The organism is Pantoea sp. SS70 (assembly GCF_029866845.1).
GTDB lineage: Bacteria > Pseudomonadota > Gammaproteobacteria > Enterobacterales > Enterobacteriaceae > Pantoea > Pantoea leporis.
This window is the reverse complement of the sequence record NZ_CP117199.1, coordinates 1,060,115-1,073,841: the sequence shown is the minus strand read 5'-3', so window position 1 is coordinate 1,073,841 and position 13,727 is coordinate 1,060,115. Positions and strand designations below refer to the sequence as shown.

Annotated in this window: 11 protein-coding genes; 3 read left to right on the top strand and 8 right to left on the bottom strand. The window is 52.0% G+C overall.

Annotated elements, in window-relative coordinates; all coding sequences use genetic code 11:
* Positions 1-97: 97 nt before the first annotated feature.
* The 8 genes from PO881_RS04820 to bolA all read right to left on the bottom strand — a co-directional run bounded on the left by PO881_RS04820 (position 98) and on the right by bolA (position 9,978).
* Positions 98-421 (bottom strand): ComEA family DNA-binding protein, encoded by a 324-nt coding sequence (locus PO881_RS04820; protein WP_101762421.1) that lies wholly within the window; start codon positions 419-421, stop codon positions 98-100.
* A 140-nt stretch (positions 422-561) separates the two neighbouring features.
* Positions 562-2,430 (bottom strand): peptidylprolyl isomerase, encoded by a 1,869-nt coding sequence (gene ppiD, locus PO881_RS04815; protein WP_280172526.1) that lies wholly within the window; start codon positions 2,428-2,430, stop codon positions 562-564.
* Positions 2,431-2,667: 237 nt separating this feature from the next.
* Complete coding sequence (hupB, locus tag PO881_RS04810; RefSeq protein ID WP_036648244.1) at positions 2,668-2,940, bottom strand: nucleoid-associated protein HU-beta; 273 nt, start codon at positions 2,938-2,940, stop codon at positions 2,668-2,670.
* A 213-nt stretch (positions 2,941-3,153) separates the two neighbouring features.
* Complete coding sequence (gene lon / locus PO881_RS04805; RefSeq protein WP_101762422.1) at positions 3,154-5,508, bottom strand: endopeptidase La; 2,355 nt, start codon at positions 5,506-5,508, stop codon at positions 3,154-3,156.
* A 188-nt stretch (positions 5,509-5,696) separates the two neighbouring features.
* Positions 5,697-6,968, bottom strand: coding sequence for an ATP-dependent protease ATP-binding subunit ClpX (gene clpX, locus PO881_RS04800; protein ID WP_008103932.1), 1,272 nt, complete (start codon positions 6,966-6,968; stop codon positions 5,697-5,699).
* A 129-nt stretch (positions 6,969-7,097) separates the two neighbouring features.
* Positions 7,098-7,721 (bottom strand): ATP-dependent Clp endopeptidase proteolytic subunit ClpP, encoded by a 624-nt coding sequence (gene clpP, locus PO881_RS04795; RefSeq protein ID WP_007886971.1) that lies wholly within the window; start codon positions 7,719-7,721, stop codon positions 7,098-7,100.
* Between the two features lie 335 nt (positions 7,722-8,056).
* Positions 8,057-9,361: a trigger factor gene (gene tig / locus PO881_RS04790; RefSeq protein ID WP_280172525.1), complete on the bottom strand. Its 1,305-nt coding sequence runs from the start codon at positions 9,359-9,361 to the stop codon at positions 8,057-8,059.
* Between the two features lie 302 nt (positions 9,362-9,663).
* Positions 9,664-9,978, bottom strand: coding sequence for a transcriptional regulator BolA (gene bolA, locus PO881_RS04785; protein ID WP_008103937.1), 315 nt, complete (start codon positions 9,976-9,978; stop codon positions 9,664-9,666).
* 267 nt (positions 9,979-10,245) lie between these two features.
* Here bolA and PO881_RS04780 point away from each other — a divergent pair, with 267 nt between their 5' ends.
* The 3 genes from PO881_RS04780 (at position 10,246) to cyoA (ending at position 13,726) form a co-directional block, all read left to right on the top strand.
* Positions 10,246-10,824 (top strand): lipoprotein, encoded by a 579-nt coding sequence (locus tag PO881_RS04780; RefSeq protein ID WP_007886975.1) that lies wholly within the window; start codon positions 10,246-10,248, stop codon positions 10,822-10,824.
* A gap of 54 nt (positions 10,825-10,878) precedes the next feature.
* Entirely contained in the window at positions 10,879-12,366 is a 1,488-nt protein-coding gene (ampG, locus tag PO881_RS04775) for a muropeptide MFS transporter AmpG (RefSeq protein WP_280172524.1), read from the top strand.
* 433 nt (positions 12,367-12,799) lie between these two features.
* Complete coding sequence (gene cyoA, locus PO881_RS04770) at positions 12,800-13,726, top strand: cytochrome o ubiquinol oxidase subunit II (RefSeq protein ID WP_101762426.1); 927 nt, start codon at positions 12,800-12,802, stop codon at positions 13,724-13,726.
* Position 13,727 lies beyond the last annotated feature (1 nt).

Here is a 13,727-nt window from a genome sequence, read left to right as displayed (position 1 = left end):
CTCCTTGTTCAGGCTGAGAATGACAACTGGTAAGACCTGTTGAGCATAGCACAGCCTGAATCCGGGCTTTTTCAATCCTTCAAAGTCGCGAGACGCTTCACAGTTTAAGCCGGGCGCTGTTGCGCTCAATCAGGGCGCTACCAATGCCCGGCACCTCCTTGAGCTGTTCAATGGCGGTAAAGGGCCCGTATTGTTCGCGATAACTGACAATCGCCTGCGCCTTCTTCAGCCCGATACCGTTCATACCCGCCGCCAGTTGTTCGGCGGTGGCTGAATTGATGCTAACCTGGCCTTCCTGTGGCGTGGAGACTTGCGTCGCCTGCGTTTCACTGGGACTTTCGGCAGCCGCCAGTCCGGTGGTATAAACTGCGCCGCCCAGCGCCAGCGTAATGCATAGGGCTTGAAACGTTGATTTAACCATGCTGTGTTTCTCCTTGTGTTTGACAGCAACAGCAGGGTGTCATAGCTCAATTCAACGCTCAAAAGGGCAATTACAGAAATGGAAAAGGCCGCATAAGCGGCCTTTCGGGTATTGCAGTGATTTAACTTTTTTTGTGAGGCTTACTGGTTTTGTGCTGCGGCGCCGTACTTAATCTTCGCCTCTTTACGCAGGTTTTCCAGCAGCGCTTCAAAGGCGATTTGCGCGTTATTCTGCGTTACGCCTTTTACCATCTCATCGATCTGCGCCTGCGGCATGTTGCCCGCGCTGACTTTATCCAGCGCGATCAGCACCACATTGCCCTGCATATCTTCGCTCACGCCCCACGACGGTTTATTGTCGGCAGGTTGTGGCAGATTGAAGGCTGACTGAGCAACAGGATCCTGCGCGTTGCGATCGAACGATTTGCTGGCGCTGAGCGTCAGGCCTGCAGCCTTCAGTGCATCCGCTTTACCGGCTTTCAAATCGGCCAGCAGCTTATCTGCTTGTGCTTTCGCCTGCTGTGTCGCTTTATCATGCTTCAGCGAGTCTACGATCTGCGCTTTTACCTGATCCAGCGGCTTCACCGCTTCTGGTTTGTGCTCGCTGATACGCAGGACAAAGGCACGATCGCCATCCACAGAGATGATGTCGGAGTTGTTACCCGGCGCACCATTCTGGCCTACCAGACCACCGTTGAAGATCGCCTGTTTAACCTGATCGAAATTCAACTCGTCTGGCAGGTTATCACGGGTGATCCAATTGGTTTCTACCACTTTCAAGCCGGAAGCCTGCGCGGCGCCCGCCAACGATTCGTTGTCGTTGCTGGCTGCTTCGCTGACTTTCTGCTGAATTTTGTAGAAGGCATCAACCGCTTTCTCTTGTTTCACTTTATCGGCAACGATGTCATGAACATCGGCCAACGGCTTAACCTGCTCCGGCTGGATATCATCCAGACGCACCACCAGGAAGCCAACCGACGATTTGATAGCGCCGGAAAGCTGGCCTTTCTGCGTCAGATTGGCGTTTTTCAGCTCGTCTGGCGTAGTGCTCGGCTCCAGCCAACCCATGTCACCGCCTTTGCGGGCTGAAATTGGGTCGATGGATTTGCTTTTTGCCAGCGCGGCGAAATCTTCGCCTTTCTTCAGCGCGTCAACCACGGCGTTAGCGTCAGCTTCCGTCCTGGTCTGGATCACGCTGTAGCGATTACGCTGTGGCTGTGAATAATCCGCTTTATGTTGATCGTACCAGCTCTGAATGTCCGCTTCGCTGGCCGTTTCCTGCATGCTAGCGGCATCCATTTTGATGTAGCTCACGCGGAACTGTTCAGGCGCCATGAAGCTATTCTGATGCTGCTGGTAATATTGGCTGACTTCGTTGTCGCTGACCGTCTGCTTAGCCGCCAGCGCGTTGACATCAATCACCGCCTGACGCACTTCACGCTGCTGAGACACCAGATCCACCAGCTTGCTGGTTTCGCCTTTTAGCATGAAATCGGTGTTAGCAATTGCGTTAATCAGCTGCTGCGTCGCCAGCTGCTTGCGCAGCGCTTCGGCATACTGATCGGCAGTGAAGCCCATGCTGGTGATCAGGCCGCTGTATTTGGCGTTGTCGAATTTACCGTTGGTCTGGAAAGCTTTCTGATTGAAGATCGCCTGTTTCACCTGATCATCGCTGATGCCGATGTGCAGATCTTTGATGTACTGATCAAGTAACGCCTGATCGATCAACTGCGACAGCGCCTGCTGGCGCATCTGCTGCATGTAGCCTTCGTTGCTGGCTAACTGCGAGAACTGATCGCCCAGCATCTGCTGCTGACGATTGCGCTCGTTGTTATAACCCTGCTCTAGCTCTGCACGGCTGATCTCGTGGCCGTTAACTTTGGCAGCATAATCACCGCCGCCACCGATCAGGTAGTTGCCCACCCCGGTGAGTACGAAAGACAGGATGATCAATCCCAGAATAATCTTGAGCACGACATGATTCGACGCCGCGCGTAAATTGTCCATCATGGTATGACAACACTCCGCTGTAGTGTGAATGTAAAGCTCTAACACGATGTCATCATCGTGCAACTGCTGTTCAGGCTGGCAGTTGGCAACCATGCGGAGACAACAACCAAAGGCTATCGCCGCGCATCAAGAATAAAAAAGGCACATCAAAAATGATGTGCCCGTATGTTACATGAGAACGGCTTTTGCGTCCTCAATCCACGGAAGAAAATGCTTCAATGGATGTATCAGCGGTCATTAATTGACGGAATCTTTCAGTGCTTTACCAGCACGGAAGCCCGGAACTTTACCAGCCGGAATGGTGAGCTCTTTACCCGTTTGTGGGTTACGGCCAGTACGAGCTGCACGCTCACGTACAGAGAAAGTACCGAAACCAACCAGTGCCACTTCATCACCGCCCTTCAGAGCTTCGGTAACGGAGTCCATGAATGCATCTAAAACACGTCCCGCTGCCGCTTTAGAAATGTCAGCATCTGCAGCAATTTTGTCGATCAACTGTGACTTATTCACTCTCTTCATCCCCTCTTTTATTATTCACATCGCACCCGTGCTTCCCGCCCGGTGCGAACGCGCAGCCAGTTATATCAAGCCTGTGGAGCTGAAACAACGGTATTCATCTTAATCGTTGATCCAGCAGCCCACTAAGTTAGCGGCACAAAAAAAAGCTGGCAAGCACCATTTTGCCTGCCAGCTTCGCTTTTTAGCGGTTTATGCCGCTAATCACTATTTTGCGGTCGCAACCTGCATGCCGTAAGGCGCATTTTCCAGTGCCAGGTTCAGCACTTCTTCAATACGCTTCACCGGATGAATCTCGAGATCAGCAATCACGTTCTGGGGAATATCCTCCAGATCGCGCTTGTTTTCGTCCGGGATCAGCACGGTTTTGATGCCGCCACGGTGTGCCGCCAGCAACTTCTCTTTCAGGCCACCAATCGGCAGAACCAGACCACGCAGGGTGATTTCACCGGTCATTGCGACATCAGAACGCACCGGGTTACCGGTTAAGCAAGACACCAGCGCGGTGCACATAGCGATACCGGCGCTCGGGCCATCTTTCGGTGTCGCACCTTCTGGTACGTGCACGTGGATGTCGCGTTTCTCGTAGAAATCACCGTTGATGCCCAGTTTCTCTGCACGCGCGCGCACCACAGTTAGCGCGGCCTGAATCGATTCCTGCATCACTTCGCCCAGCGAACCGGTGTACGTCAGCTTGCCTTTACCTGGTACGCAGGCGGTTTCAATGGTCAGCAGATCGCCGCCCACTTCCGTCCACGCCAGTCCGGTCACCTGACCCACACGGCTTTCGCTCTCTGCGCGACCATAATCAAAGCGCTGCACGCCAAGGAAATCCTTGAGATTATCGCCATTGATCACGATGTGCTTTTTCGACTTATCCATCAGTAACGCCTTCACTGCTTTACGGCACAGCTTGGAGAGTTCGCGCTCCAGACTACGCACGCCCGCTTCACGCGTGTAGTAGCGGATGATGCCAACAATCGCGCTATCGTCGACGGTGATCTCTTTCTCTTTCAGCGCATTACGTTCAATCTGCTTCGGCAGCAAATGTTGCTTCGCGATGTTCAGCTTTTCATCTTCGGTGTAACCGGAGAGACGAATCACTTCCATACGGTCAAGCAACGGTGCTGGGATGTTCATGGAGTTTGAGGTCGCCACGAACATAACGTCAGAGAGATCGTAATCCACTTCCAGATAGTGATCGTTAAACGCGATGTTCTGCTCAGGATCCAGCACCTCAAGCAGCGCTGAAGCCGGATCGCCACGCATGTCAGAAGACATTTTGTCGATTTCATCCAGCAGGAACAGCGGGTTTTTGACGCCCACTTTCGCCATTTTCTGGATCAGCTTGCCAGGCATAGAACCGATGTAGGTACGACGATGTCCGCGGATTTCCGCTTCATCACGCACGCCACCCAGCGCCATACGCACGTATTTACGTCCGGTGGCCTTAGCAATCGACTGTCCCAGCGAGGTTTTACCCACGCCCGGCGGTCCAACGAGGCAGAGAATTGGGCCTTTGATTTTGCTAACGCGACTCTGCACCGCAAGATACTCAAGGATGCGATCTTTGACGCGCTCCAGACCGTAATGGTCGATATCCAGCGTTTCCTGCGCTTTACGCAGGTCTTTTTTCACCTTGCTGCGCGCCACCCACGGAACCTGAACCATCCAGTCGATGTAGCCACGCACCACGGTCGCTTCTGCAGACATCGGCGACATCATCTTCAGCTTCTGCAGCTCAGCTTCGGCTTTTTCACGCGCTTCGGTCGGCATTTTGGCCGCTTCAATCTTACGTTTCAGCGCCTCGTACTCATCCGGCGCATCATCCATTTCGCCCAGCTCTTTCTGAATGGCTTTCATTTGCTCATTCAGATAGTACTCACGCTGGCTTTTTTCCATCTGCTTTTTAACGCGGTTGCGAATGCGCTTCTCAACCTGCAGCAGATCGATTTCTGATTCCATCATCGCCATCAGATATTCCAGACGTTCATTGACGTCGGACATCTCCAGCACGGACTGTTTGTCAGCCAGTTTCAGCGGCATATGCGCTGCGACGGTATCGGCCAGACGGGCCGCATCGTCGATGCTGTTGAGGGAGGTTAAGACCTCAGGTGGGATTTTTTTATTGAGCTTGATGTAGCCTTCGAACTGGTTGATGGCCGTGCGCACCAGCACTTCCTGCTCGCGCTCTTCAATTTCTGGCGAGACAAGGTATTCGGCCTGGGCAACAAAATGGTCGCCATTATCAGCCAGCGTGGTGATGTGCGCGCGCTGTAAACCTTCGACCAGCACTTTTACCGTGCCGTCTGGAAGTTTCAGCATCTGCAATACAGAAGCGACGGTCCCTACTGAGAAGAGATCGTTAATGCCAGGTTCATCCGTTGAAGCCTCTTTCTGTGCAACCAGCATGATCTTTTTATCATGATCCATCGCGGCTTCGAGGCACCGAATCGATTTTTCCCGGCCAACAAACAACGGAATTACCATGTGCGGATAAACCACCACGTCGCGCAACGGCAACACGGGGATTTCAATGCGTTCAGAACGCTCAGGATTCATAGAGCTCTCTCTTAGTTTAATGTCCGCCAGGTGATGGGTACCGCGCAATAGAGGTTTTGCAGTTAAACCCACAGGATATTGAGTATATGGGGATGCTTGTACGACATTCAATGTCACTGGCGAGAGAAAAACAAAAGGGGAAAGATTTTTCCCCTTTTTTAAGATAACAACGTGGTGCAATTGTTTATTTATTCACCAGAAGCCTGGGCTTCATGCTTTCCATAAATCAACATCGGCTCGGATTGACCTTCAATGACTGATTCATCAATCACCACTTTTTCAACGTCATCCATCGAAGGCAGGTCGTACATAGTTTCAAGTAACGCACCTTCAACGATAGAACGCAGACCACGCGCACCGGTTTTACGTGACATCGCTTTTTTAGCGATTGCCGTTAAGGCTTCGTCGCGGAATTCCAGTTCTACGCCTTCCAGATTGAACAGCGCCTGATACTGTTTGGTCAGCGCGTTCTTCGGCTCACGGAGGATCTGAATCAGCGCTTCTTCACTCAGTTCGCTCAGCGTTGCCACAACCGGCAAACGACCGATGAACTCAGGAATCAGGCCAAACTTGATCAAATCTTCTGGCTCAACCTGCGACAGCAATTCGCCTTCACTCGCCTTCTGGGATTTGCCCTTCACGGTTGCGCCGAAGCCGATGCCGGACCCGGTTTCAACACGCTGGGAGATCACCTTATCGAGACCGGCGAATGCGCCACCACAGATAAACAGAATCTTGGAGGTATCAACCTGCAAGAACTCCTGCTGCGGATGTTTACGTCCGCCCTGCGGCGGTACGGCAGCCACGGTGCCTTCAATCAGTTTCAACAGCGCTTGCTGTACGCCTTCGCCCGAGACGTCACGGGTGATCGACGGGTTGTCAGACTTACGAGAAATCTTGTCGATTTCATCAATATAGACAATGCCGCGCTGCGCTTTCTGCACGTCGTAATCACACTTCTGCAGCAGCTTCTGGATGATGTTTTCAACGTCTTCACCCACATAACCCGCTTCGGTCAGCGTGGTGGCATCTGCCATCGTGAAGGGCACATCCAGCAAGCGCGCCAGCGTTTCGGCCAACAGTGTTTTACCGCTACCGGTTGGACCGATCAGCAAAATGTTACTTTTGCCCAGTTCAATGCCATTGCTGGTATCACCATTGCGCAGGCGTTTGTAGTGGTTATACACCGCTACTGCCAGCACTTTCTTCGCCCTTTCCTGACCAATAACATAGTCATCAAGGTGATGGCGGATTTCATGCGGCGTCGGCAGTGAGCTACGCTCGCGATGCGGCGCAACTTCCTTAATCTCTTCGCGAATGATGTCGTTGCAAAGATCAACGCACTCATCGCAAATGTACACTGACGGCCCGGCAATTAGCTTACGGACTTCATGCTGGCTTTTGCCGCAGAAAGAGCAGTACAGCAACTTACCTGAACCGTCTTTGCGCTTATCTGTCATCAGCTAACCTCTTTTCTTTCTCAGACCAAATTTGTTGTACGGCGCTGGCCGTACATCAACGGCCGATATGCATTCAACCCATCTGCCTGCTCCCCGTTAACTATAGCGTAAGGGGCAGACAGATGTGTCTTATTGGCGATGCGTCAGGATTGAGTCAACCAAACCGTACTCAACCGCTTCGCCCGCAGAGAGGAAACGATCGCGCTCAGTGTCGCGTTCAATCTCTTCCAGCGATTTGCCAGTGTGCTCAGCCATCAGCTCATTCATGCGCTGCTTCACTTTCAGGATTTCGCGCGCATGGATTTCAATATCCGTCGCCTGACCCTGATAGCCGCCCAACGGCTGATGAATCATCACACGTGAATTAGGCAGGCAGAAACGTTTGCCTTTGGTGCCTGCTGTCAGCAGGAACGCCCCCATTGAACAAGCCTGACCCATACAGATGGTGCTGACATCCGGCTTGATAAACTTCATTGTGTCATAAATCGACATCCCAGCAGTAATCACGCCGCCTGGCGAGTTAATGTAGAGATAAATGTCTTTTTCAGGATTCTCAGCTTCCAGAAACAGCATCTGCGCCACGATCAGGTTAGCCATATGATCTTCAACCTGACCGGTCAGGAAGATCACACGCTCTTTGAGCAGGCGAGAGTAGATGTCGTAAGAACGCTCGCCGCGCGAGGTTTGTTCGACCACCATTGGCACCAGCGCCATGTGCGGTGCAGTAAATTCACGATCGCCACTGTATGACATTACCGTCTCCTGATAAATTTCATTGGCAACATTCTGTACCGATTTTACGTGAGGCGCGCCGGGAAAACTATGCGCTGCAGTCTCACTCCGCAGTAACAAGACGGTTAATCAGTCATTCTCACTGTTTTCATGCATTCTCCCTATATCTGGGGATGCTGCCCAGTTGTTTCAAGCATAACAACCTTTTGCCCATTCGCTAACACGGAAAAAGAGCTTAGCGAATAATTTGCCGATTAATTAAGCAAATAGAGAGCAAATCGGTGTATTTGGCGCCAGAAACGAAAAAGCCCGCGACTTTTCAGTCACGGGCTTAGCACTAACGGTTAACGAATGAATCAGGCCGCAGAGGTCTGGTTCATCAGTTCCTGGAAGTTAGTGGCTTTATCGGTCACTTTCGCTTTCGCCAGTACCGCTTCAACCGCTTGCTCTTCCAGAGCCACGTTGCGCATGTTGTTCATCAGCTCGCTATTCTTGCTGTAGAACTCGATCACTTCCTGCGGATCTTCGTACGCAGAAGCCATCTCTTCGATCAGCGTTTTAACGCGATCTTCGTCAGCCTGCAGTTCGTTGATACGAATCACTTCGCCCAACAGCAGACCCACAACGACGCGACGTTTAGCCTGCTCTTCGAACAGTTCGCGTGGCAGTTCCAGCGCTTGCTTCTCGTTGCCACCAAAACGCTGTGCAGCCTGACGACGCAGAACGTCAATTTCGCTGTCGATCAGCGCAACCGGGACGTCGATGTCGTTGGCGTTAACCAGACCGTCGATTGCCTGCGTCTTGACGCGGTTACGGATAGCACCTTTCAGCTCGCGATCCATGTTCTTACGCACTTCAGCACGCAGACCGGCAACTGAACCATCTTCCACGCCAAAGCGCTTGATGAACTCTTCAGTCAGCTCTGGCAGTTCGCGAGTTTCAACTTTCTTCAGCACGATTTCGAACTTCGCATCTTTCCCTTTCAGGTTTTCTGCATGGTAATCGTCTGGGAATTTCACGTCGATAGTGAAGGTTTCGCCGGCTTTGTGGCCAACAACGCCCTCTTCGAAGCCTGGGATCATACGGCCCTGGCCCATTGCCAGCACGAAGTCAGAGGCTTTGCCGCCTTCAAACTCTTCGCCGTCAACAGAACCGCTGAAATCGATGGTCGCGCGATCTTCAGCTGTCGCTGCGGCATCGCTCTCTTTCCAGGTCGCCTGCTGCTTCTGCAGGGTTTCCAGCATGGTATCAACGTCAGCGTCAGTCACTTCTACCACTGGCTTCTCAACTTCGATTGCATCCAGGCCTTTCAGCTCAACTTCTGGATACACTTCGAACTCAACCGCGTAGGTGAAGTCTTCGCCTTCTTTATATTCGCCCGGCACATAGTTTGGTGTGCCAGCCGGATTGATTTTCTCTTTGATGATGGCGTCAACGAAGTTGCGCGTCATCAGCTCGCCCAGCACGTCCTGGCGAACAGAAGCACCGTAGCGCTGAGAAATGATGTGTGCCGGCACTTTGCCTTTACGGAAACCGTCGATACGGACTTTCTTAGCCACTTCCACCAGTTCTTTCTTCACTGCGCTTTCGATGCTGTCAGCTGCAACAGTAATCGAAATGCGACGGCCCAGACCCTGAGTGGTTTCTACTGAAACTGTCATCTTGTTACCTCAAAAAATCACGTGCTCGGTCAACTTCAGACACCACACATAAAATGCGCCGTATCCAACAACCGGGACGGCCTCTGCAGGCAGAACCAAATCCCTGTCACCAGAAGCGTCCCGAAGACATTCCGGAAAAATAGACGCAGCATTATAGCGGCATCGCTGGAATGAGTCGAGGCTGCAAACTCACCACTTTTTAGCGGTTTTGCTGCTTTTTTGCGCCGTAGATCGCGTTTGAGTGTAATAAATGAAAAGAAAACGGCCCGCAGGCCGTTTTTAAGGATGAGTAAAAAGGGAATTCAGGCGAGCGTTCCCGCGCCGCGACAATTCGGCGAGGCCAAAACCGTATCCTGTAATCCATCCCACTCTTTTTGCGTGTAGGTATGCAGTGCCAGCGCGTGTACGCTGCCCGCTAATTCGGTTGCCAGTTCGCCATAAATAGCGCGATGACGTTGCAGAAAGCGCTGACCGGTAAATCGATCGCTGACAATCACCACTTTAAAGTGACTTTCAGAACCGGCGGGCACGTTATGACGGTAGCTTTCATCATGCACTTCAAGATGTGCAGGCTCGAAAGCGTTACGCAACTTTTCTTCTATTTGTTCGCGAATCATGATTAACACTCCTTTCCGGCGAGCGCTGTGCCCATCTGTTTAAATATTAGTAGGTTTTTCACCGCTTCCGCAGGTTGGCCGTAAATAAATCCGCCAGCGCTGCGCATAGTAACTTGCTTATCTCTCAGGTCAACTGGCTGGCGTTTCATCCTGTCCGAAAAAAGCCTTTACAATCAATTTCCATTGGCCCGGGGCTTTTTTCACCGCTGCGCAATGCTATGATGGCCGCAGTTTTGCAAACCAACCCATATGCTAACGAGAATGAGTATGTTGAAAAAACTGTTATTCCCTCTGCTGGCTGCTTTTATTTTGGCCGGCTGTGCCAGCAACAACACCACATTGGATATTCAGCCGAAGATTCAATTACCGCAGCAAGATCCAAGCCTGATGGGCGTCACCATCAGCGTTAACGGTGCCGATCAACGTTCCGATCAGGCGCTGGCCAAAGTAAACCGCGATGGTCAGTTGATCACGCTGACACCATCACGCGATCTGCGCTTCCTGCTGCAGGAAGTGTTAGAGAAGCAGATGACGTCACGCGGCTACATGATCGGCCCGAGCGGTGCCGTTGATCTGCAGATCGTGGTGAATGGTCTGTATGCGGATGTAACTCAAGGCAACGTACGCTACAGCATTACCACCAAGGCGGATATCTCCATCATCGCCACCGCGAAAAACGGTAACAAGCAGGTGAAAAACTATCGCCAGACTTACAGCGTAGAAGGCGCGTTTACCGCCACCAACGCGAAGATCACCAACGCGGTTAACTCAACCCTGAGTGACGTGATTGCTGATATGGCGCAGGACACCAGCGTTCACAACTTCATCAAGCAGAACGCCCGCTAATTTCCGCAGTATTTTGCCCGGCGACTCTCAGCCGGGCTTCATTTCAGGTTGGCTATGACATCTCATTATCTGCGTATTTTTACCCAACGTAATGCGGCGGTATTGCTGCTGCTGGGTTTTGCCTCAGGCTTACCGCTGGCGTTAACCGCCGGGACGTTACAAGCGTGGATGACGGTAGAGAATGTTGACCTGAAAACCATCGGTTTCTTCTCCCTTGTCGGTCAGGCTTACGTGTTTAAGTTCCTGTGGTCGCCGATGATGGATCGCTATACGCCACCGTTTCTTGGCCGCCGTCGCGGCTGGCTGCTGGTCACGCAGCTGGCGCTAATTGGCGGCATTATTGCCATGGGCTTTATGCAGCCTTCGCGTGACTTAACGCTGCTGGCCGCGCTGGCGGTGCTGGTTGCCTTCTGTTCGGCTTCACAGGATATCGTGTTTGATGCCTGGAAAACCGATGTGCTGCCGCCGGAGGAGCGCGGCAGCGGCGCGGCAATCACCGTGCTGGGCTATCGTCTGGCGATGTTGATTTCAGGCGGACTGGCGCTGTGGATTGCGGATCGCTATCTCGGCTGGCAAGCCACTTACTGGCTAATGGCGTTGCTGATGGTGCCGGGCCTGATCGCCACGTTGCTGGCGAAAGAACCGGTGGCGCCGGCGCGCGAACCGCACTCGCTACGCCAGGCCGTGACATTCCCGCTGAAAGACTTCTTCCAGCGCAATAATGCCTGGCTGCTGATCACGCTGATTATCCTTTACAAGCTTGGCGATGCATTTGCCGCCTCGCTCACCACCACCTTCCTGATTCGCGGCGTCGGCTTTAGCGCGGGCGATGTCGGTCTGGTGAACAAAACGCTGGGTTTGTTGGCCACCATTATTGGTGCGCTGTATGGCGGCGTGCTGATGCAGCGCCTGAGTTTGTTCCGCGCCCTGATGATTTTTGGCGTGCTGCAAGCGGTGTCGAATTTTGCTTACTGGTTGCTGGCGGTAACGCCACCGCACTTGTGGAGCATGGCCAGCGCGGTCTTCATTGAAAACCTGTGCGGCGGCATGGGCACCGCGGCCTTTGTCGCGTTGCTGATGACATTGTGCAACAAATCCTTCTCTGCGACGCAGTTCGCACTGCTCTCTGCCCTCTCCGCCGTGGGCCGCGTTTACGTCGGTCCCGCCGCCGGTTGGCTGGTTGAAATGTGGGGCTGGCCGACCTTCTATGCTTTCACCGTGTTTGCTGGCGTACCGGGATTACTGCTGTTATGGCTGTGTCGCGGCACTTTGCATAGCATGCAGCAAAGCGGGGAGTTTGTGATGCGCAGCTTGTGGCCGCAAGGTTACCGCTGGACGGTGCGTCTGTTTAGCATCGGCTGCGGCTTGCTGGCCTTGTGGTTGCTGGCCTTAGCCCTTAACGCCAGCGGCGTTGTGCAGATTGATGCGCTACTTACGCCACTGTTTGAAGCCGGCATGGCATTTGCGCTGTTGGCGGTCGCACTCGGGGTTATTTTGGATAGTTTGGCATTAAAAAAAGCGGCGCGGGAAAATCTGGTTTGAGTAAGCCAATTTCATAACGAAATAATGGGCTAAAAATATCAGTTGCTCATTTTCCCAATAGCATTTTTTTTAAAGCGAATTAGAAACATTAAATTAACAACTGCGAGCGAATATTTAAATCCGGTGCGCAATTACTTTGTATAAAAGTCATCGCCGAAATGATGCAGAAATGTTAAATAAATGAGTATTAAGAGTACGGTTTATACTTTCCCTGATTTTTCTGCGGTTTCTACCATTGGTTTTTGTTATATTGATGCCAACTGCTTGTCGCAGTTAATAATTTGTCACCCTGCGTAACATCTGTGACACCCTTAGCAAAAGGTGTCAACAGCCTTCTGACACATCCTTAAGCTGGTTTACACTGCATAAACCTTCCCGTAAAATGCGCGCACACTTAAACGACAATAGAGCCCTTTGTCATTGAGGTCGTTAAATGAGACTCAGTAAATACAATAAAAGTTTGGGGATTTTGTCATTAATTGCAGGCGCTGTATTACTCAGTGGCTGCGATAGTGCGTTGTTAAATCCCAAAGGACAGATTGCACTGGAGCAACGTTCGTTGATTCTGACAGCTTTCGGCTTGATGATGATCGTAGTTATCCCGGCAGTCTTCATGGCAGTATTCTTTGCCTGGAAATATCGGGCAACCAATACTAACGCAACTTATAGCCCTAACTGGTCACACTCAAACAAAGTGGAAGCCGTGGTCTGGACCATTCCGATCCTGATCATTATCTTCCTCGGCGTTTTGACCTGGAAATCAACCCACGCGCTGGAGCCGAGCAAACCGCTGGTTTCTGACGTTAAACCGGTTGAGATCGACGTAGTGGCACTGGACTGGAAATGGCTGTTCATTTACCCGGAACAGGGTATTGCAACCGTCAACCAGATTGCCTTCCCGGCAAACACTCCGGTGAACTTCAAGATCACCTCCAACTCCGTGATGAACTCCTTCTTTATTCCTACTCTCGGCAGCCAGATCTATGCGATGGCCGGTATGCAGACCAAATTGCATCTGATCGCCAACGAGCCAGGAACATTTGACGGTATCTCTGCGAACTTCAGTGGTCGTGGTTTCTCTGGCATGAAGTTCAAAGCCATTGCAACTAAAGACGATGCGGAATTCCAGCAGTGGGTTGCCAAAGTTAAAGCGGCACCTAACGCGCTGAACACCATGGATGATTTCGAGAAACTGGCTACGCCAAGCGAAAATCACCCGGTGGAATATTTCTCAACGGCAAATCCAGAACTGTTCAAGCAAGTAATTGATAAGTTCATGATGAGCCACGGGAAGATGGACATGCCAGAACATAAAGGCATGGACATGAGTCACGCCGCTTCCGCGGGAGCCGAGGAATAAT